The 21,036-nt window shown below is 43.3% G+C and carries 20 protein-coding genes and 1 riboswitch; of the genes, 16 read left to right on the forward strand and 4 right to left on the reverse strand.

All coding sequences use genetic code 11. From position 1 onward, the window contains the following. Window positions 1-256 precede the first annotated feature (256 nt). Complete coding sequence (locus tag FS736_RS00410; RefSeq protein ID WP_144474393.1) at window positions 257-1,324, forward strand: ATP-binding protein; 1,068 nt, start codon at window positions 257-259, stop codon at window positions 1,322-1,324. 110 nt (window positions 1,325-1,434) lie between these two features. Here FS736_RS00410 and FS736_RS00415 read toward each other — a convergent pair whose 3' ends face one another. After that, the gene (locus tag FS736_RS00415; protein ID WP_144474395.1) at window positions 1,435-1,995 is read right to left on the reverse strand and encodes a GNAT family N-acetyltransferase; all 561 of its coding nucleotides are present in this window, start codon (window positions 1,993-1,995) and stop codon (window positions 1,435-1,437) included. 126 nt (window positions 1,996-2,121) lie between these two features. Here FS736_RS00415 and FS736_RS00420 point away from each other — a divergent pair, with 126 nt between their 5' ends. Next, the gene (locus FS736_RS00420; RefSeq protein ID WP_144474397.1) at window positions 2,122-3,390 is read left to right on the forward strand and encodes a dicarboxylate/amino acid:cation symporter; all 1,269 of its coding nucleotides are present in this window, start codon (window positions 2,122-2,124) and stop codon (window positions 3,388-3,390) included. A 239-nt stretch (window positions 3,391-3,629) separates the two neighbouring features. On the opposite strand, the gene FS736_RS00425 is transcribed toward FS736_RS00420, so the two are convergent. After that, the gene (locus FS736_RS00425) at window positions 3,630-4,760 is read right to left on the reverse strand and encodes a histidine kinase N-terminal domain-containing protein (protein ID WP_144474399.1); all 1,131 of its coding nucleotides are present in this window, start codon (window positions 4,758-4,760) and stop codon (window positions 3,630-3,632) included. Window positions 4,761-5,004: 244 nt separating this feature from the next. After that, window positions 5,005-5,112: riboswitch (TPP riboswitch) on the forward strand. Window positions 5,113-5,219: 107 nt separating this feature from the next. Here FS736_RS00425 and thiT point away from each other — a divergent pair. The 5 genes from thiT to FS736_RS00450 all read left to right on the forward strand — a co-directional run bounded on the left by thiT (window position 5,220) and on the right by FS736_RS00450 (window position 9,116). After that, entirely contained in the window at window positions 5,220-5,816 is a 597-nt protein-coding gene (gene thiT, locus FS736_RS00430) for an energy-coupled thiamine transporter ThiT (RefSeq protein WP_144474401.1), read from the forward strand. A gap of 252 nt (window positions 5,817-6,068) precedes the next feature. Continuing rightward, window positions 6,069-6,293: a FeoA family protein gene (locus FS736_RS00435; protein WP_144474403.1), complete on the forward strand. Its 225-nt coding sequence runs from the start codon at window positions 6,069-6,071 to the stop codon at window positions 6,291-6,293. After that, window positions 6,293-8,302 (forward strand): ferrous iron transport protein B, encoded by a 2,010-nt coding sequence (feoB, locus tag FS736_RS00440; RefSeq protein ID WP_144474967.1) that lies wholly within the window; start codon window positions 6,293-6,295, stop codon window positions 8,300-8,302. Before FS736_RS00435 ends, feoB begins: the two co-directional genes overlap by 1 nt. A gap of 25 nt (window positions 8,303-8,327) precedes the next feature. Continuing rightward, on the forward strand, window positions 8,328-8,489 hold the full coding sequence (locus tag FS736_RS00445) for a FeoB-associated Cys-rich membrane protein (RefSeq protein ID WP_144474405.1): 162 nt from the start codon (window positions 8,328-8,330) through the stop codon (window positions 8,487-8,489). A gap of 162 nt (window positions 8,490-8,651) precedes the next feature. Next, on the forward strand, window positions 8,652-9,116 hold the full coding sequence (locus tag FS736_RS00450; protein ID WP_144474407.1) for a helix-turn-helix transcriptional regulator: 465 nt from the start codon (window positions 8,652-8,654) through the stop codon (window positions 9,114-9,116). 46 nt (window positions 9,117-9,162) lie between these two features. Here FS736_RS00450 and FS736_RS00455 read toward each other — a convergent pair whose 3' ends face one another. Next, window positions 9,163-9,681, reverse strand: coding sequence for a universal stress protein (locus FS736_RS00455; protein ID WP_186326621.1), 519 nt, complete (start codon window positions 9,679-9,681; stop codon window positions 9,163-9,165). 158 nt (window positions 9,682-9,839) lie between these two features. Between FS736_RS00455 and FS736_RS00460 the strand changes: the two genes are divergently transcribed. Together FS736_RS00460 and FS736_RS00465 are read left to right on the forward strand one after the other, a co-directional pair. Next, entirely contained in the window at window positions 9,840-10,028 is a 189-nt protein-coding gene (locus FS736_RS00460) for a hypothetical protein (RefSeq protein ID WP_144474409.1), read from the forward strand. 260 nt (window positions 10,029-10,288) lie between these two features. Next, window positions 10,289-12,562: a transglycosylase domain-containing protein gene (locus FS736_RS00465; protein ID WP_186326645.1), complete on the forward strand. Its 2,274-nt coding sequence runs from the start codon at window positions 10,289-10,291 to the stop codon at window positions 12,560-12,562. Between the two features lie 419 nt (window positions 12,563-12,981). On the opposite strand, the gene FS736_RS00470 is transcribed toward FS736_RS00465, so the two are convergent. Next, window positions 12,982-13,305 carry an HPr family phosphocarrier protein gene (locus tag FS736_RS00470; protein WP_144474410.1) on the reverse strand — a complete coding sequence of 108 codons (324 nt, stop codon included), beginning with the start codon at window positions 13,303-13,305 and terminating at the stop codon, window positions 12,982-12,984. 95 nt (window positions 13,306-13,400) lie between these two features. Between FS736_RS00470 and FS736_RS24090 the strand changes: the two genes are divergently transcribed. The 7 genes from FS736_RS24090 to FS736_RS00500 all read left to right on the forward strand — a co-directional run bounded on the left by FS736_RS24090 (window position 13,401) and on the right by FS736_RS00500 (window position 20,892). Then, the gene (locus tag FS736_RS24090; protein ID WP_186326622.1) at window positions 13,401-13,562 is read left to right on the forward strand and encodes a hypothetical protein; all 162 of its coding nucleotides are present in this window, start codon (window positions 13,401-13,403) and stop codon (window positions 13,560-13,562) included. Between the two features lie 654 nt (window positions 13,563-14,216). Then, window positions 14,217-15,497 carry an MFS transporter gene (locus FS736_RS00475; RefSeq protein WP_144474411.1) on the forward strand — a complete coding sequence of 427 codons (1,281 nt, stop codon included), beginning with the start codon at window positions 14,217-14,219 and terminating at the stop codon, window positions 15,495-15,497. Between the two features lie 141 nt (window positions 15,498-15,638). Further along, window positions 15,639-16,190, forward strand: a complete 552-nt coding sequence (gene sigY, locus FS736_RS00480; protein ID WP_144474412.1) for an RNA polymerase sigma factor SigY — start codon at window positions 15,639-15,641, stop codon at window positions 16,188-16,190. Further along, window positions 16,156-16,500, forward strand: coding sequence for a YxlC family protein (locus FS736_RS00485; protein WP_144474413.1), 345 nt, complete (start codon window positions 16,156-16,158; stop codon window positions 16,498-16,500). Before sigY ends, FS736_RS00485 begins: the two co-directional genes overlap by 35 nt. Beyond that, on the forward strand, window positions 16,500-16,706 hold the full coding sequence (locus tag FS736_RS00490; protein ID WP_186326623.1) for a sigma-Y antisigma factor component: 207 nt from the start codon (window positions 16,500-16,502) through the stop codon (window positions 16,704-16,706). Before FS736_RS00485 ends, FS736_RS00490 begins: the two co-directional genes overlap by 1 nt. 428 nt (window positions 16,707-17,134) lie before the next feature. After that, window positions 17,135-18,892 (forward strand): ABC transporter ATP-binding protein, encoded by a 1,758-nt coding sequence (locus tag FS736_RS00495; protein WP_144474414.1) that lies wholly within the window; start codon window positions 17,135-17,137, stop codon window positions 18,890-18,892. Then, window positions 18,889-20,892 carry an ABC transporter ATP-binding protein gene (locus FS736_RS00500; RefSeq protein ID WP_144474415.1) on the forward strand — a complete coding sequence of 668 codons (2,004 nt, stop codon included), beginning with the start codon at window positions 18,889-18,891 and terminating at the stop codon, window positions 20,890-20,892. Before FS736_RS00495 ends, FS736_RS00500 begins: the two co-directional genes overlap by 4 nt. Window positions 20,893-21,036 lie beyond the last annotated feature (144 nt).

Genomic DNA, 21,036 nt, shown 5'->3' on the forward strand with positions numbered 1-21,036 from the left:
TTTAAATTTAATTATACCATATCCAGAATAATTCCGGGGAACATTAATGTTGTTGATAACAATGTATGAAAGTGATACATAAAGTATGAAGTTTATGTTTAATTATATGAGAAAATTCTGATTATAACAATTTAATCGATTTTCAGATTGAAGAAAAATTTCCCAATGTAAAAATTTTACTTTTAATAATATATTATGCAATTTGGGTTTGAAACTATTTTAAATATTCAGTAAGATTAATGAAAGGAGGGTGGACATGAGTAATCTTTTATCCAATCTGGAAAGCAAGCTGCAAAAGCAAGACAAAACAAATGATCAAATCTGGGTGGAACCTTCCACAGATTTTATTTGTAAAAGAACGCCAGACGGCCTCATTAAGTATGTGACACCATCCGTTCAATCCATGCTAGGTTATGCCCCGGGTGAAATAATCGGAAGATTGTACACCTTATTCGTCCATGGTGAAGATTATAAAAGAATTGCCAAAATCGCTATGCCTGAAGGGGAAGAGGTGTGCAGCCTGACATACCGGTTAAAGAGAAAAGATGGGGTATACATCTGGGTCAGTTCACAGATTTCTGTCACACGTGACCCAAAAACGAATGAGCCTTTTGAGTTGATTTCTGTAACCAGTGATGTTTCCGCGAAAATAAAAGCGGAGCATTTCATCCTGGAATACGAGAAATTGAATGTTGTAGGCCAACTTGCAGCAGGGATTGCCCATGAAATTAAAAACCCTTTGACAAGCCTTAAGGGTTTCATCCAGCTTATGAAAGCGGGAAGGGAACTGAATCAAGGCTATTTAGCTATCATGGAAGAGGAAATCAAACGCATTGAAGCGGTCTCTAAAGAACTGATGCTGATGGCGAAACCGCACAAGTCCGATTTTAAAACTTTCAACATGAATGATGTGGTTGATCATGCGATCACCCTTTTGATGGCTGAAGCAGCGAAGAAGTGCGTCGAAATTACCAGGAAATCAACACTTGAGAATGGAATGTTTCTTTGTGACGGAAACAAAATCAAGCAAGTGCTGATCAATTTGCTTATGAACGCGATTGATGCGATGGAGCAGCCGGGCAAGGTGACCGTGGGGATTTCGAAATCAGAGGAAGTTTTGACTATTATTGTCGCAGACAATGGTAAAGGGATTGCTCAGGAACATATGGATAAGATTGGCAAACCTTTTTTTACGACGAAGGAAAACGGTAATGGTCTTGGCCTGATGATATGCCATAAAATTATTGAAGAGCATAATGGCAAGATGAATGTGGAATCGAGTTCACAGGGGACAACTTTCACAATAAGTCTGCCGATTCAGTGAATTGTTCGGCAGCATTAATGAAGATTCTTCCCCCTGCCATTTTTTGCTGTTTCAAGCCATTCTTACTGGAAACAACCGGTACATCTTAAGAGCAAATAACCATAAGATGACTAATAGAATGCAGCTGACCGGCCATTCCACTCCCTAGCCAGAAGTCCATATACAATCAAGTCGTGAAAGTTGCCATTCAAGTATTCCCCGTCGCGTATGATTCCTTCCTTGCGAAAACCAAGTTTAACTGGTATAGCCTTGCTTTTTTGATTGTCCTTACCGCATCTTATTTCAATTCTGTTTAATCCATGTCCGTAAAAGGCATGGTTAATCACTGCATTTACTGCCCTGATTGTGATGCCCCTGCCTTGCCATTTTTCACCTAAATAGTAGCCGATGCTTGCCTGTGAGTTGTTCCAGTCAATCGCATGAAGGCTGATACTTCCCGCAAGGACTCCTCTGTATCTAATCCCAAAGTGAAAGCTGCTCCCTTCTTGGGAACTTTTCTCCCACATTTGAATAACAGAATGAATTTGTCCCGGTGATTGAATTCCATCTACCCAGGGCAGCCATTTCCTCAGATAACTTCGGTTTGTATCCAAAAGCCAGAACAATTCCCTGGCGTCCTGTGAACCAAACAGATTAACGCTGATCTCAGAATCGGTCTTTAAATAAAACATCCTATACCTCCAGTAAGAACCCAAATGGGAATTAATTCTAAATGCCGAAAGGTGGTTTATAGGGAATGAAAGAGGGAAAAAATCTTTACATTCTTTTTTATACTTTTTTAAACTGGGAGGAAGATTATGAAACTGACGACTAAAATATTGATAGGCCTTGGACTTGGTGCCATGACCGGGCTTATCCTTAACATCTTTTCACCTGAATTGTTCACTATTTTAGATAAATTCTTATTTACGCCACTAGGGAAGATATTTATCAATTTAATTAGTATGCTTGTCGTGCCCATTGTCCTGTTTTCAATCATTCTTGGTACCGCAGGACTGGGTGATCCGAAGAAACTCGGCAGGATTGGTTTTAAGACTGTAAGCTTCTTTTTAGCTACAACAGCAATTGCAATTATAATAGGCCTTGCTCTTTCCTACCTTATCAAGCCAGGTTTGATGGGCCAGTTTGATACTGCTGGAGCTGAATTCAAAGCTGAAAAAGCACCGCCAGTAAGTGAAACCTTTTTAAATCTTATTCCGGCGAACCCATTTGAAGCACTGACAACAGGAAATATGCTTCAGGTAATTGTTTTTGCGATTTTCATCGGTATAGCATTGACTGCCCTGGGTAATAAGACCAAAGGAATTTTGAACCTAATCGAACAGGGCAATGACATTATGATGTATTTAGTAGGACTTGTAATGAAGTTTGCTCCATACGGAACATTTGGTTTGATTGCAACTGCTATCGGCAGCCAGGGACTTGACGCTATCAAGGCTATGGGTGTATACATGCTCGTTGTAGTTCTTGCTTTAGTAATCCATGCTGTGATGACTTATGGATCAAGTGTATACTTCCTGGGGAAAATGAATCCTTTCAAGTTCTTCAAAGGATTCTCTCCGGCTATGGGGGTTGCGTTCAGTACATCAAGCAGCAACGCAACGCTTCCTGTATCAATGGAAACTGCCCAGAAGAATCTTCGCGTTCCTGAATCTGTTTCAAGCTTTGTCCAGCCGCTTGGCGCTACGATCAATATGGACGGAACTGCAATCATGCAGGGTGTAGCGACTGTCTTTATTGCCCAGGTTTATGGAGTAGACCTTTCAATGACTGAGCTGTTGACAGTCGTTTTAACGGCTGTACTTGCAAGTATTGGAACAGCAGGTGTGCCGGGCGTAGGCTTGATCATGCTGGCAATGGTTCTCCAGTCTGTCGGCCTGCCTGTTGAAGGCATCGGGTTGATCCTGGGAATTGACCGTCTTCTTGATATGGCGCGAACAGCTGTGAATATCACAGGAGATGCAGCATGTGCAGTCATTGTTGCTGAAACGGAGAAAAAACATGTTGTTCAAAAAGAGAAAAGAAGAATCACAAGTACAGAGGACAATCGTACACTTGAATATTAAGAATAAATAAAGGCTGTTTTCGTAAAGATTGTTGTTAAAATCTTAAAGCCGATTTTAACGTGCTATAAGCAATTTTGCAGTTCGTTTTTAAGTGTGCAAGCTCTTTTCTCATAATAAGCTTGAATTTTATAAAGAAAACTAGGTCATTCAATCCAATTTAGTAGTCAATAGCAACAAAGTTTGAGAAAAGAGCCTAAATAAAAGACCCTGCCGGCACCGGCAAGGGTCTTTTTGTGATGTTAGTTCTCCATCCTTATTAATGGCAAAAGCATGATGAATGAAGTTTTATCTGGCTCTGATGAGCATGCAAGTATGCCTTTGTGCTTCTCGATTATTTCCCGGCAGACAAATAACCCTAGGCCGGTTCCGAGCGTTTTTGTTGTGACGAATGGCTCGAAAATCGTCTTCAGCAACTGGTCGGGAATGACCGGTCCATTATTGGAAATCTCGATTTTTATATGTGTATCATTCACGAAGTATCCCTTGATTTCAATTTTAGGGTCAGCACGATACTGGCTCAACACATCAATTGCATTAAAGATGATATTGATCAAGACCTGTCTGATTTCATCGGAATATCCATACAATTCCATGTCATCTGCTACTTCCTTGGCAATCCGTACATTGGTGTCGAGGATGCTGGGATAAAGGAAATTTAAAACCTCATCAATCATTCTGTTTAATGAGAAAAGTTTTTTTTCCTTTCCAATTAGTTCTTTTTTAGAAAGAAGCAGAAATTGAGAGATCCGGAAATTGAGTTGTTCAAGCTCCCCGGAAATGATATCAAGATACTTCATATCCTCGTGTTCGGATCTCAACAGCTGGATAAATCCCTGGATAGAAGTCAGCGGATTGCGGAATTCATGGATAAAACTTGACGTCATCTGGCCGAGCAATGTCAGCCGGTCCTTATGGGTGGAGTCGATGAATTGGTTTTTTTCCTCAATGATTTTGTTTTTCTGTTCATTGTAGTAAGATACTGCGTAATACAGGAAGGTATCAAAACAGTAATTGATTCGGTTGATGGACTCCTGCATATCTTCCCATTCCATTTTCATTTTGTGCAGGTGCTTGTAAAGTACAGATCGTCCTGAATTGACATTGTAGACAAAATCCCCAATATTGATGTCTGCGCGAACTCGTTCTTCTCCTACCATAAAGGCAAGTTTTTGGAGGTGGTCCTCCAGTTCTTCATTTGTCTTGGAAAAAACAGAGAGAATGATTTCATACATTTTCTCAGCGTTCTTGGTTATTTTTTCTTTATATGGATCATCTTCCGAGACGATGATTTTTACAGCCCAGTCGGCAATGAGTTGTTCCCTTTCACTAGTCAGGAAGCTAAGCAAACGGTTATCCGTGATTGGCAGCATTTTATTAAGTCCCCCAGTTTTTCTTTTCGATATTAAAGATTCGAGGTGCAGCTCGAAATCCCTTTGTCGAAAATTGAGAACATCCGCTGAATAGCGTCGAATCGATAAAAACGTGACAAAAGACCGATATTTTTAGCAACTTGAGGTGAGATTTGTCTTTTTTGATTCGACAAGGATTGGAAAAATAATATTTAACTTGTGATAAGAAAGAAGAAGTAGTATATTCATAGTGTAGAAACTAAATAATAACCACAAGGGGAGCTGCCAGAGAGCAGCTGAGAGTGAGCGGCCGAGTTCTTACCCTTTGAACCTGTTAGTTAATGCTAGCGAAGGAATGTGGATGCGATAGGAAAGCAATCATGGGAATCCTATATCGATCCCCTGATTGCTTTTTTTGTTTCTGAAGCAGAAAAGGCGTGTTGAAAACGGACCTCATTCTGGAAAGAAGGAGGAACAGTTATGAAGCAAAAACAAACATTATTTTTAGTGGAAGTGGCAGTGTTTTCCGCACTGGCTTATTTGTTGGATTTATTCTCGGGATTTTTATTTTCTCGAATCTGGCCGCAGGGCGGTTCAGTATCAATCGCGATGGTACCGGTTTTCCTGATGGCATTTCGCTGGGGAATCAAGGGAGGAGCCATCACAGGGCTTCTGCTGGGACTACTGCAATTCATCCTGGGATTCTCGCAAATATTCCATCCTGTCCAGGGAATCATCGATTATTTGGTGGCCTTCACTGTATTAGGGTTTGCCGGTATTTTTGCAAGACAGATCCAAGAGAATATCAGGAATGGATATAAAAAGAGGTGGATAGGATTGATCATCGCGGGGACCTTCCTTGGAAGCCTGCTTCGCTTTATCGCCCATTTCTTTTCCGGCTGGGTCTTTTTCGGAGTTTGGGCGCCAGAAGGACAGCCGGCTTGGCTGTATTCACTCATCTATAACGGAACCTATATGATTCCAAGTATGATTTTAAGCGCAATTATCATTATTCTTGTCATTGGCTATGCTCCATCAAGGATGGTCAAATCGACACTTGTAAGCAATAAAATGTGATATATCAAGGAGAGCTGACAATTCATTCAGCTCTCCTTTTTCACCTTTATAATATACCCGTTAAGGTATGTGATGAGCGTGAAACTGAAACTCGGAAAAATTGTCAATTCTATGGAGTTTTCCATATTCTCATATGTTATAAGTGTGTTTTGTGATTTATGTCACAGTGAAAGTGACCTGAAACTGATTAAATAAAGATAATCATTCTCAATTAGATATAAAAAACTAACAAACTGAAAAAAGGTGATGGCTATGCTGGGAAAATTAAAGACTGGTGAAAAAGGCCGGATCATGAATATTGCTGGAACTGACAAATATGTCAGAAGAAGATTGCTTGATTTCGGGATTTCTGAAGGATCGGAAGTATGCATAAAATGCATTCTGCCTTTTGGCGGCCCGGTCATGGTTGAATCATGCGGCCAATGCATAGGTATCCGCCGCAAGGAAGCATTACGGATCGAAGTGGAGCGAGTATGATGAACATAGCGCTTATCGGCAATCCGAATACCGGAAAAACTTCGTTATTTAATAACTTAACAGGATCATATGAATATGTTGGCAACTGGAGCGGAGTAACGGTCGAAAAGAAAGTTGGCCTTTTCAAGAATGGAAAGGATCAGCTGATTGATTTACCAGGAGTCTATACGCTCAATCCATTGTCGAAGGATGAGGGTGTGGTTACGAACTTTTTCCTGGAGGATTCGTTCGAGAAACTTTTGAATATCCTCGATGCGTCGCAATTAAGGCGTAATTTGCACCTTACCCTGCAGCTTCTGGAATATGGCGCCCCGATCACTATTGGTTTGAATATGCTTGACGTTGCAAAAAACAGGGGCATACAAGTCGATATTGAACAGTTGTCAAAATCATTAGGGGTCCATGTTGCTCCTGTCGTGGCAAGATCAGGAAAGGGCTGTAACGAACTTGCTGAACTTGCGACAAGAGAACCGTCAGGAACTGGCAAAACAAATCTTGTGTATTATGGAAAAGCAATAGAGGAGGGAATCCTCCAGCTGGGGCTGAAATTGGATGGGAGGACACGATTTCCTGTTCGCTGGCTGGCCATTCAATTGTTTGAAGGGAATCCCTATGTTAAAAACTATTTGACTGCCTTTTTGCCATCGGAAGAAATCGAATCACTTGTCGACTCTATCATTGTTACAGAGCAACAACAATCAGGGAGCAAACAAGCGCTGGACCAGGTAATACATCGCAAAAGAAGTGAAGCGATCGATAAAATTGTATCTGCTGCTACAACGAGACCGGAAAATGGAAAAATACCATTGACTGAGAAAGTTGATATGATTGTGACGAATAAATTCCTCGGGATTCCGATCTTCCTTGTCATGATGTATATCATGTTCATGCTTACCTTTGACTGGCTTGGCTTCCCGCTTTCAGATAAACTGGACACAATCTTATCCGGACCTGTGACAGCTGGTATCGCGGCGGCACTGAACTGGGCAGGAGCATCCTCATTTATAAAAGACCTTGTGCTTGATGGAATTGTGGCCGGGGTAGGTGGAGTTCTTGTCTTTGTACCACAAATCTTCATTTTGTTCTTTTTCATTTCCCTGCTCGAGGATTCAGGGTATATGGCCCGTGTCGCGCTAGTCATGGACAGGTTGATGGAATCTGTAGGCCTCAACGGGAAGGCTTTCATCCCGATGATGATCGGTTTCGGCTGCAATGTGCCAGGCATCATGGCGGCAAGGACGATTGAGACACCAAAAGAGAGATTAATGACCATCCTGCTGACGCCGCTGATGTCATGTTCAGCCAGGCTTCCTGTATATGCTTTGTTTGTCGGTGCTTTTTTTACAGGGCATAAGGCCGCTGTGGTTCTTAGTTTGTATGTACTAGGGGTGGCAATCGCCCTTATTCTGGCCAAGGTCTTTTCAAAGACACTGTTGAAAGGGGAAAGCTCCGTTTTCGTCATAGAGCTGCCTCCATACAGAATGCCGCAGGCAAAAGCGCTTTGGAGAAGCACTTGGGATAAGGGAAAAGGATTCGTAAAAAAAGCCGGTACTTTCATCTTTGCAGGCTCTGTCCTGATCTGGCTGCTCGCCTATGCCGGTCCAGACGGCATGAATGTCAGCATGGATGAAAGCTATCTGGCGCTTCTGGGGGGAATCTTTGCTCCTCTGCTGGCTCCTATAGGATTCGGAACCTGGCAGGCAAGTGCTTCACTTTTCACTGGTTTCCTGGCTAAAGAAGCGATTATTTCAACGATGAACATCATCTACTTTGTCCCGGATGAAGCAAGCCTCCAGGGGCTGCTGGCGATTCATTATACACCACTTGCTGCATACAGCTTCATGGTGTTCATCCTGCTGTATATTCCTTGCCTCGCGACTACTGCGACCATTTATAAGGAAACAGGCTCAAAACGCTGGACCGCTTTTTCAATCGGTTATGCACTTGTCATCGCTTACCTTTTGTCACTGGCCATCTACCAGGGCGGAATGCTGATGGGATTCAGCTAAAAGAAGCTCGAAGGAGGAAGGGAACATGATCGCAAATATTTTGATCGGCGGGGCCATATTCGGCTATGCCGGCTGGGCCTTCTACCGATTCATCAAGAAGTCAAAAGAAGGAAAATGCGCTGCCTGCTCCATCCAGAGCTCGTGCTCCAGCAGCTGCGGCATCAGCCAGAAAAAACAAATCAAATAAGAAAAAGGGGTTCGGAATCATCAAATTCTGAACCTTTTTATTTAAATCCGGGAAAAATTATGCTTCTTTTCTATCATTTCAGTATGAAATGATAAAAAGTATTTTGAATTTCGAATAAACAAGTGTAAAATTACACTTAAAGAACTAAAAAGGATGAAGCGGATGACGAGAGATGAAATTATAAGCAGGGTATCGGAGAAATTGAGAGTGCTGCGAGCAGAGGTTGGTTATACCCAGGATAAAATGGCTGACATCATCGGAATCTCCAAAAAGACACTTGTCCAGATTGAAAAAGGCAGGGTTCAGGCCGGATGGTCAACAGTCGTGACAATCAGTGCCTTGTTCAGGGAAACGGAGACGATTCAGTTTTTGTTCGGCAACGAACCACTTGAGGTCCTTGAAACGATCGCCCATGAAGGTACGGATTACCGAAAAGAAAAGACATTGGGAGGAAAAGTCTGGTGGCGGGAAGTAGCCAGGGATGGCGGCTTTGTCATGCAGCAAAATATTCTGAGTCAGCATTACAGGATTCTCGACGAAGATGATTTCCGGATTTTCAGCAGTTTTGAAGAAACAGAAACCAGGGAGCGTTTGGAGGAACTTGCCTCCCAAGCGATGAATGAATAATTCAGACAGCAAGAGCCGGGCAGCCTTTACCCGGCTCTTGCTTTGTTTATTTTGCTATAAGTACATGGCAATGGGCATTATTTGCAACTTTTTGGCTTACGCCTCCGAGTAGCTTTCGCTTGATTCCTTCGTTCCCGGACTGGCCGATGATAATTAAATCTGCATCGACATCCCTGGCGAATTCCAATATACCTTCTGCCGGGTTTCCTTCCAGGATTGAAAAATCAGTGTCAATATTAAGGACTTCAAGTTCAGCCTTTGCGTTATTGAAGGCTGTTTCAGCGCTATGAGTAATGATTGCGTGCTCTGATTTATCAAAAGCACCTTGTTCTGTTGCCAATGGAGGCACCTGGACCCCATCCGCGGGAAAGCTGTTAATCGGCAGGGGCTCGATTGGGCGGTCAGTAGATTCCACCAGTTCATTTTTTACCTTTTCTTCATATACATGACCGACAAACAGTTTGACTCCGTCTATGTTTCTTGTGAACTCCTTCGTCAATTGAAGGGCTTTCCGTGCACCCTCGGAATCATCATAAGCGAGAACCACATTTTTTATTCCAGCCATATTCATCTACCTCCAGGGTTAGTACTTCTTATCTATTGTTCATTACCCTTTTTCAAAAAGAACTAACGCTTTAAAATAATCCAGCATACCCTCATAAGTCATCAAAGACTGGCGAACATTTTTATAAATCTTTCATTAAGAGATAAGGAGTGGCCAATATGGGAATGAATTCTCAAATGGCAATGCATCCGACAATACGGAAATGCCTGCAGCACCTTGATGTCATACAAGCTGATGATAAAACAAAGCAGATCGTTTATATGTATATGGAGACGCTTCTTCGGGATAAGGACATGGCTTCTGCCAGTCAGCAGCAAATAATAAATGATGACTATAATAATCAATGATAGGCCAATCGTACATTTGTCGATTGGTCTTTTTTATATTCCTGTACGTGCACAACCAATTAAAAAATCCCGCTGGCAAATGATAGAAATATTGCCGTATTATGTCTTTTTTCCTTGTTATTAGCCAATATGTGTTAATCCTTTTGAAAAATGGGTAAAAGAAAGTGTCATATTTCTAAACTATTTTTAAAAGGTTGGGGTGCTCAGTGAGCAAAAATTCGATAGCAACACGTTTCTTAAGAGGCTGGAAAAGGTTACATATGAACCAGGTGCTTGTTTTGTCTGTTTCAACAGCAGTACTGGCGTTCTTGAGCTTTTTCCATGTTTATTCGGAGGGGGCTGACATCAGCGCATTGAACGATGACATGGCCCAGTCTACGGTCATTTACGATGCCAATGGAGAGGTCGCAAGCAAGATTTCGGCCTTGAAAAATGAAGGAATCAAGATAGAAGATGTACCGGAACATGTCAAAAATGCCGTCATTGCCATTGAGGATCACCGTTTTTATGAACATGATGGGGTGGACCTTGTGGGAATTTCAAGGGCTTTTGTACAGAATGTCAAGGCAGGAAGCATTGTTGAAGGCGGAAGTACGATCACACAGCAGCTGACAAAGAATGCATTGCTTACAAGTGAAAAAACATACAAAAGGAAGCTCGAAGAATTTTTCATGGCCAGGGAAATTGAAAAGCAATATTCGAAAGATGAAATCATGCAAATGTATCTGAATCGCATTTATTTCGGAAATGGTTCATGGGGGATCAAAGAGGCGGCAATGGGTTACTTTGGCAAGAATGTACAAGACCTTTCCGTCAGCGAAGCAGCCATGCTCGCTGGTCTGATCAAGGCGCCATCTGCGTTGGATCCACACAAGAACTATGATAAAGCGGTTGAGAGAAGAAATCTCGTCCTGCAAATGATGAATACTCATGGCTTTATCGAGGAAAAGGAATACAATGAGGCAGTTGCCGAAAAAATTGTTCTCAATGAAAAGGGCGGAGATCCGTTACGCGGCCGCTACCCATTCTACGTAGACCATGTCATTGATGAAGCAATCAAAAAATACGGGCTGACCCAGGAAGAGGTATTAACGAGCGGTCTGCAGATCTATACCGAACTTGATGTGACAATGCAGTCAGCAGTGGAAGCGACTTACGCGAAGGATGAATTGTTCCCGGAAGGAACGGAAAAACAGATCGTACAAAGCGGGGCTGTATTGGTCGACCCGAAGTCCGGAGGCATCCGTGCCCTTGTAGGCGGCCGCGGCGAGCATGTATTCCGTGGTTATAATCGTGCGACACAATTAAAAGCACAGCCAGGTTCAACGATGAAACCGCTTGCCGCATATGCACCAGCACTTGAAGAAGGCTGGGGTGTTACCGACATGCTGAAGGACGAGGAGATGGAATTCAAAGATTATAAGCCACATAACTACAATGATAAATATAAAGGCGAAGTGCCGATGTATGAAGCATTAAGAGATTCATTGAATGTGCCTTCCGTCTGGCTGCTGGATGAAATCGGGATTGCAAAAGGGATGGAATCTGTAGAGAAGTTTGGCATTCAGCTCGATCCAAAGAACGACCGCAATCTGGGTCTCGCACTTGGGGGCTTATCCACTGGTGTATCTCCAGTGAAAATGGCAGAGGCATACTCCGCGTTTGCTAATAATGGAGAGCGGCATGAGACGCATGCGATTACGAAGATCGTCGATAAAGAAGGCAATACTATTGCCGAGTACAAGGGTAAGAAAAGCAAGGCAATCTCAAAAGAGACCGCTGAAAAAATGACAACGATGTTAATGGGTGTTGTCGAGGACGGAACAGGAAAAGGAGCAAAAATTCCAGGCAGGGAATTAGCCGGGAAAACAGGCTCTACCCAGGTTCCAATTGAAGGGGTCAAAGGTACGAAAGACCAGTGGTTCGTCGGATATACTCCACAGCTTGTCGGCGCTGTATGGGTTGGTTATGACAAGACAGATAAAGAACATTATTTAACGACCACAAGCAGTGAAGGAGCCGCGCTGATTTTCAAGGACTTCATGTCAGAGGCCTTGAAAAATACAAAAGCAGAATCCTTCAATGTTCCTCCACTTTCAAAATATATAGAGGAACACAAAAGGCAACAACGTGCCAAGTCTGTAAAGGAACTAGAATCAAGGGTCAAAAAGGAATCAGAAAAGATCAAGAAGCAATGGGAAGCAGCAAAAAAGAAACTGAACAAGAAAAAAGAAGTACCGAAAGATAAGCCGGAAAAGAAAAAGGAAAAAGAAGAAGAAAAAACACCTGAGGCTGCTGCCACAACCAATACTGGCAACAACGATACCAATGATTCTGGCGATACTAACGATACCGGCGGTGCAGGCGACACCGGAGGCGAAGGAGACACTGGCGGTGCAGGTGACACTGGGGGCGAAGGTGACACTGGTGGTGAAGGAGATACTGGTGGCACAGGAGGTGAAGGAGATACTGGTGGCACAGGTGACACAGGAGGAGAAGGAGATACCGGTGACACCGGAGGAACCGGCGGATGAGATGATAATAACTAAATTTAAACAGCGCAGGATTACTGCGCTGTTTTTTTTGTGCCGTTTTCGCAGGCTTTGTTGCTATTAAACCACAACCGTGCAAATCCATTGTAGAAGCATCTTCGAAAAGAATGAGGAGCCCAGACAGAAAGTATTCGGGTCATAGCATGAGATTGTAACTTACTGTGATAAATGAAAAGTTATCCTATCAGCATGTGCCGATTCATCCCCTGCCAGGCCGCCAACCAGATGCCGGCATAAAAAAGAGGCTGCCTGCGGTCTAGTTTTTGACCATTGGCAGCCCCTTTGAAACGTCATTATAGTAATCTTAATAGGAAACCGATCACGACGATTGCGCCGACGATCATCAGTATTGTTCTTACCACGAAAATTCACCTCAACTATTCTATGTTCAGTTACTATGATTATATTTGAAAAGATTCTGTAGTTTCGATTAGTTGCTTGCGCTTCACCCGAAGTACAGAAGCTTCGTTTGTTAACAGTTTTGTCAGCTGGTTCAATTTAGGTTCTACATCGTTACCTTCCATAATAATTTTTAAAGTTGTATTTGGTTCGACAGTCAGCAGGAAGGATACTAGTTTGGACAATGAGGTTGCCTCTACTGCCTTCTGACGGCTGTATAAGTAAGTGGCACCATCCAATCTATTAGCAGCCTGATAGATTTCAAGCATTTTCTTCATTGTAAATCTCTTTTGAACCATTACATTCGATGACATAATCTCTTTCATTTATAATTAACTCCTTTAAAAAACTTTTTTTAGTAGGTTAGTTGATTATTACCCCGTAATCGCGATTTGAAAACCTTCACGGTGTGAAATGGGCGATGTTGGCAGAAATGGTGACTGCGAATTCCTGGGATCGGAAAAGAAGGACGCCAATGAGCCGGATTGAAGCTCTAGAAATCCAGAAACTGGAGAAATGGGTCACCAATAAGCCGGATTGGAGCACTGTAAATCCAGAAAATGGAGAATCAGGTCACCAATAAGGCGGATTGGAGTCATGAAAATCCAGAAAATGGAGAATCAGGTCATCAATAAGCCTGATTGGAGCACTGGGAGACCAGAAACTGGAAAAAGAGGTCACCAATAAGCCTGATAGGAGCACTTGATACCCAGAAACTGGAGAAAAAGGTCACCAATAAGCCGGATTAGATCAATATTCATCCAAAAAAATGGAAAAAGAGGTCGCCGATACGCCTGATTGGAGCACCGGATATCCAGAAACTGGAGAAATGGGTTGCAAATGAGCCGTATTGGTGCCATAAAAGTCCAGAAACTGGAGAAAAAGGTCACCAATGAGCTGTATTGGTGACCGAAAAATCCAGAAACCGGAAAGAGAGGACACCAATAAGCCGTATTGGTGACCAAAAACGCCAGAAACAAGTAAAAAAGGTCACCAATGAATCAGCTTGGCGCTCAAATACTCCTAAAACAGGCAAATCCCAATGAGTTGGCTATAGCATAAAAGCCTGCAGAAAAAGCTTTCCATGGAAAAGGAGCCGAAACAGCAACAGCATACGACCTCCGCACGGTTCTTATCCGCCTCAAGCAGGAGAAGGAAACGGCCAGGAGAAAGTTTTTTGGCACTGGGAAGATGCGATACCATGAAGATACTAAATGAGTTGTGAGGAGAAATAGTTATGAAAAACTTTGCGGATATTTTCAGGAATGGCAGCTTCACCAAGTTGTTTTTGGCAAATTTCACTTCCCAAATGGGCAGTACAATCGGCTTGACGGCCTTTATGTTTTACCTGCTTGACCGGTTCGGCTCCCAGCCTGCTTATGCGACAATTACTGAATTGATGTATTCTTTGCCCATGCTGGCTGTGTTTTTCTTGATTGGGGTTTTCGCTGACAGGATGGACCGGCAAAAGATTGCCGTGTATTGTGATTGGACTAGCGCTGGTTTATCGCTTGCGTTGATTGCGGCCATTTTTGTTGGCTGGATGCCGTTGGTCTTTACGGTACTGTTTTTAAGGAGCGCCATTCAAAAGTTCTTTTTCCCCGCTGAGCATGGAATGGTGCAGGGAATTCTGAAGAAAGAGGATTTTACGACTGCTGCGGGATTGAACCAGCTCGTCATGAGTTTGTTCATGCTATTCGGCAATGGTCTTGGAGTTTTGGCTTACTGGTCGATTGGAATTTATGGCGCTATTTTGATTGATACATTATCGTTCATCATCAGTGCTCTTTTGATTCAGAAAACGGCGGTTTCACTTGAGGCTAGACTACCAAATGGTCCACACAAACTGAAGGAACTGAATATCAAGATGGTCTTCAGTGATTTTAAAGAGGGGTTTTCCTACGTATTGAGCAACAGGTTGCTATTTACTTTGATCATCGGCTTCTTTATTTTCGGTATCGTCAATGGAGGTTTCTCGGTCATGCCGATCTTTATCCTGAAGTATAAGCTTGCGCCAGAATCCTATGAGCAATACTCGATTGTTATCGGTTTGGTGTTCGGATTCGGTGTATTGATTGGCAGCTTCATCGCTTCACTGCTTTCACAAAAAGTTAAGCTATATCACCTGATTTCAGCGGGACTATTGATTGCTGGCAGTTTCACGGCTCTTGCTTCACTTCCTAATAATATCTACATATTCCTCGGCATTCTCTTTATCTCTGCCTTGGCACTGCCGCTTATCAATGTTGGGATTGGCGGATGGCTGCCAAGCATCATCGATCCTAAAATGATGGGGAGGGTCCAGGGGCTGATCAGTCCGCTGACCATGCTCTCCCAGTCGCTGACGCTTGCTTTCATTGCCTATAGCTTCCCGGTTTTGCTGACAATTGAAATGCTCTATTGGATTGTTGGCGGCTGTCTTGCATTAGTAGGTTTATTTTATCTGATTGCCCTGCCAAAACTTGCCGAAGAACAGACTGCTGGAGTCGAAAAAGCCGCAGCAGAGTCAGGAGTATAGAAGAAAGTCCTTTGTGGGCTTTCTTTTTTTGAGCCAATAAAAACTTTTTTGAACGATTCTTTACTTCCGTCGTCTTATGAATAAATAATAAAAGATAGAGATGAATTTATAGGGTGGCGGGGAAAGCGAGGCATGCTTTTTATGGATGAAATAGAGTTAATTACTGAAGCGAAAAAAGGTGACCACCGTTCGTTCGCTGTGCTTTTCAGGAATCATTATCCCCTGCTGGTGAAATACCTGATGAAGATTACGATGAATCCTGATCTCTCAGAAGAACTGGCACAGGCAACAATGGCAAAATGTGTGGAGAAGATACACTTATTCAATGGGAAATCCAAGTTCTCCTCGTGGCTCATCAGCATCGCAACAAATATGTATATCGACCAGCACCGAAAGAAGAAGCGCGAAAGTGAGTGGAACGATGGAGAAGCAAGGTCTCGCAAGCTTCAATGGCATATGGAATCCAGGAATGAGGAATGGACAGATGCACTTGCCGCCTTATCCAGACTGTCAGATGAAATGAGGATCCCGCTCATTCTTAAGCACTATTATGGATATTCATATGATGAGATAGGTGAAATCCTGAATATCGCCGCTGGTACTGCAAAGTCTAGAGTCCACCACGGGCTTTTAGCCGTTAGAAGGGAGCTGAAAGTTGATGAAAAACCAAAAGGGAATCTTGTCAAACGATGATCAAATGGATAAGGAATTAATTGAAACCATCAGCGCGATTCATAATGGACTGGACAAATTGGATTCCATGGACACCTTTACTCCTGATGAAAAGTGGTTTGAACAAATGGTGCTGAATCAGCAGAAGGTTCAAAAAAAGAAATTCCTCAAGGAGCTGACATGGTTCATTTTGTGTGCCGGGCTGATCCTTACAATGGTCATCTTCACAATGCTGGAAGTGCCGATACTATTCTATATGCTCCAGGCTGTTACAGTGGCTATCGCCGCTTTTTCTGGATACAAAGGAATGCAGAAGCAGGTGGACAGCTGATGAACGAAGAACTGTCACCACTCATGCTGGCTGTCGTTATCGTAATCTTATTAATGCAGAGCATTTTTCTGTTTACCAATGCCCGGAAGCATGGCCATAATTATTGGCTATGGGGGATATTGGGATTGATCCAGGCTCCCATGCCGCTGCTTTTTTACCTGCTGTTTGTTAGAAAGATTTGGCACAAGAAATCGGCAAATCATTAAAAATGATGAAAAATATCGAAAAGTTAGAATTGACACAATTGCCCTTAAGGTGATAACCTTACAAAGTAATGGAAAAAATAACTAAAAGGAGGGTTACTGATATGAACATTGTAAAAATCGCCAACTACGATCAACTGAATACTTGTAACCCATCCTTTTACGATAATTGACTTGTTAATCAATTTTATCTATTAAGCTGAAGGCATGGGTTGCGCATCCGCGTGACGTGTGCTTTTTCTGTCTTTATCAAGTGATTCAAGACATATCGCATGCTGCGGTATGTCTTTTTTCATGTCCAGCGAAGTTCCATTCCAAAAATATTTAAGGAGGAAACAAAATGGTCAACGCAAATGTAAAGAAATTAGTAAAAGAGGAACATCTGGAAAGCGGCTAGTCAGTTTTTACAACAGAGAGGAGAGTGACTGACCATGTTATCGGTATTATCAAAGTTAAGCTGGTTTTTCAAAGAAAACTGGAAAAGGTACAGTGTTGCAATTTCATTGCTGATTTTTGTCGGCATACTCGATGTACTTCCGCCAAAAATCGTTGGGATGGCCATTGATTCCATCCAACTGGGCTCCATAAATAAGCAATTGATCTTTAAGTATATTGGCGCGCTGGCGCTGATTACAGTTGTCTCATATTTCATCACTTATATTTGGATGTATCAGTTATTCGGCGGGGCTTTCCTGATTGAGAGGAAGCTGAGGACCCGCTTCATGAAACATATGCTTAAAATGACTCCGGCTTTTTTTGAAAAGAACCGGACAGGGGACTTGATGGCAAGAGCGACGAACGATCTAAAGGCCATTTCCATCACGGCCGGTTTCGGCGTCTTGACTCTGGTCGATTCAAGCATTTTTATGCTGACCATTGTGCTTACGATGGGCATTTTCATCAGCTGGGAACTGACACTTGTCTCCATTATCCCGCTGCCCATCATGGCCTATCTGATCAATCTATATGGGAAGAGGATTCATTCCAAATTCACGTCCGCCCAGGATGCATTCGGGGAGCTGAATGACCGGGTGCTTGAATCTGTATCAGGAGTAAGGGTCATCAGGGCCTATGTTCAGGAAAAAGCCGATGAGTCAAGATTCCATGAGTTGACGGAAGACGTCTATCGCAAAAATGTGGAAGTCGCAAAAATTGATTCTTTATTTGAACCGACGATTAAAATTCTTGTCGGGCTGAGTTACCTTATTGGCCTGGGCTATGGAGCCTTCCTCGTATTCCAGCAGAAGCTGACGCTGGGTGAACTGGTGAGTTTCAATGTTTATCTGGGAATGCTCATCTGGCCAATGTTCGCAATTGGAGAACTGATTAATGTCATGCAGCGCGGCAACGCTTCTCTTGACCGCCTGAACGAAACATTGTCCTACAAGGAAGATGTTGCTGATCCGATTAAGCCGGTAGAGGGCAATGAGCCTGAATCTATACAGATGTCTGAGTTGACATTCAAATATCCTTCTTCAAAAGTGAATAATCTTGATCAAATTAAGCTGCATTTGAATCGCGGCCAAACACTCGGTATTGTTGGCAAGACAGGAAGCGGCAAAACGACTTTGATCAAACAGCTGCTCAGGGAATATCCTGAAGGCAGCGGAAATCTGCTTGTGTCCGGTGTGCCAATCCAGGAACACAGCTTGAGGCAGACAAGGAGCTGGATGGGCTATGTCCCGCAGGAAAACATCCTTTTTTCCCGTTCGGTGAAAGAAAACATCCTGTTCGGAAACCCGCTGGCAACGGATAAGGAGTTGCAGGATATTATTGATTTGTCGGCTTTCCGCAAGGATTTGGAAATGCTTCCTGAAGGCTTGGAAACCCTTGTCGGTGAAAAGGGAGTTGCCCTTTCTGGGGGACAAAAACAGCGGATTTCGATTGCACGCGCTTTGATCAAGGATCCGGAAATTCTGATTCTTGATGACTCGCTTTCGGCAGTCGATGCCAAAACTGAGAAAAAGATCATAGATAATATCCGCAGAGAGCGGAATGCCAAAACAACCATCATCACGACACACCGATTATCTGCTGTGGAGCATGCAGACCATATCGTTGTCCTGGAAGATGGAAAAATCGTTGAGGAAGGTACTCATGAACAATTGATGGAGGCCAAAGGCTGGTACCACGCTCAATATATCATGCAGCTGGCAGAAGCAGTCGAAGAGGAGGTGCACTCCCAATGAGTACAGGAAAAAGACTGTTCCAATATGCATTAAATTATAAAAGAATCATTTTAGTGGCGCTGGCCATGTTGACTGTCGCTGTCGTCGCTGATCTTGCTGGCCCGTTCATCGCCAAGCGGATGATCGACCACCATATCCTTGGGATTGAATCGGTCTGGCATACGACAGACGAACAAAGCGGGGCTGTAAAATATAAAGGCAACTTATATACAAAAGAAGATATGGAGCAGGAAACGGACTCTGCCCAAATTCTTCAGGTAGGCAGGAATTTTGTGTTTGTCGATGCAAAGATTGAATTTGACGGCAACCGCAGTTATGAGGATGGGGTCTTGACGATCAACAAAGGAGCTAAGGCTGCCCAGTATGAAGCTGAACTGCTGTCAGGCGAGGAGTTGATGGGTTTTTACCGGCCTGAAATTCCGGGTATTATTAAGCTGCTGGCCTTCTATTTCGGTTTGCTGATCATTGCTGCAATCTTTCAGTATGGCCAGAGATTCTATCTGCAAAAGTCAGCTAACAGGATCATTCAGAAGCTGAGGGAGGATGTTTTCCGGCAGATTCAGCGGCTGCCAATCCGTTATTTTGATAATTTGCCAGCTGGAAAGGTCGTCGCCAGGATCACGAACGATACAGAAGCGATACGTGAACTTTATGTAACCGTACTGTCCACGTTCTTTACTAGTTTCATCTATATTACCGGCATCTATATTGCCTTGTTCATTCTGAATGCCAGGCTTGCGGCAATCTGCTTGCTGTTATTGCCAGTTCTGTTCGTGTGGGCAAAGCTATACCGCAAATATGCATCGAAGTATAATCATGTCATTCGCTCACGGGTAAGCGACATCAACGGAGTGATCAATGAATCAATACAGGGTATGAGCATCATCCAGGCGTTCGGCCGGGAAAAAGAAACACAAAAGGATTTCGAGAAGCTCAACAACGAGCATTTCACCTATCAGAATAAACTGCTGAGCCTGAATTCATCGACTTCTCATAACCTTGTCGCAGTGTTGAGGAATATCGTTTTTGTTGCGTTCATCTGGTATTTCGGCGGCGAGGCCCTGCAGCCTTCATCTGCTATCTCACTGGGGATGCTTTATGCGTTCGTCGATTATATCAACCGGCTTTTCAATCCTGTCCAGGGGATCGTCAACCAGCTGGCTAATCTGGAGCAGGCATTGGTTGCCGGGGAGCGAGTTTTCAAACTGATGGATGAGGAAGGAATTGATGTCAGCGAGGAAGAGATTCCGCGCTATAAAGGAAATGTAACTTTCGATCATGTTTCCTTCGGTTATAAAGAAGGCGAATATGTCCTGAAAGATCTTAACTTTGAAGCTAAACAAGGAGAAACCGTAGCACTCGTCGGTCATACAGGATCCGGCAAAAGCTCGATCATGAATCTGCTGTTCAGATTTTACGATCCACAGGAAGGTAAGATCTTGATTGATGGCATGGATATTTCAGAAATGCCCCGGCAGACCTTGCGTAAGTATATGGGCATTGTCCTTCAGGATCCGTTCCTCTTCACTGGGACGATCGCTTCCAATGTCAGCCTTGATCACCCTTCGATCTCAAGGGATACTGTCGAGAAAGCACTGCAAAGCGTTGGAGCTGACCGCGTCCTGAAAAACCTTGAAAATGGTTATGATGAGCCGGTGATTGAGAAGGGAAGTACACTTTCCAGCGGGCAAAGGCAGTTGATCTCTTTTGCCAGGGCCCTGGCTTTTGACCCAGCCATCCTGATCCTTGATGAGGCAACCTCAAGCATTGATACTGAGACCGAGGCAATCATCCAGGATGCGATGGATGTCCTGAAGGAAGGAAGAACGACCTTCATCATTGCCCACAGGCTGTCGACCATCCGCAATGCCGACCAAATCCTTGTATTGGATCGCGGCCGTATTGTGGAAAAAGGCAACCATGATCAATTAATGGAATCTAAAGGGAAGTATTATCAAATGTACCAGCTGCAGCTTGGAAACAAATCGAAGGCAGGTTAAAAAGAGATCCACACTCATTCTTAAGGGGTGTGGATCTTTTTATGTCCTCAGCTGCCTTATCTCTGTGTGATAACTCACTATAATCCCTGTTTTTGTCACAGAACGTTGCGAAACATCCCCGTTGACTCACGTTTTCCTGTGGTA

Source organism: Cytobacillus oceanisediminis 2691, assembly GCF_007678455.1.
In the GTDB taxonomy this organism is placed as follows: Bacteria; Bacillota; Bacilli; order Bacillales; family Cytobacillaceae; genus Mesobacillus; species Mesobacillus oceanisediminis_A.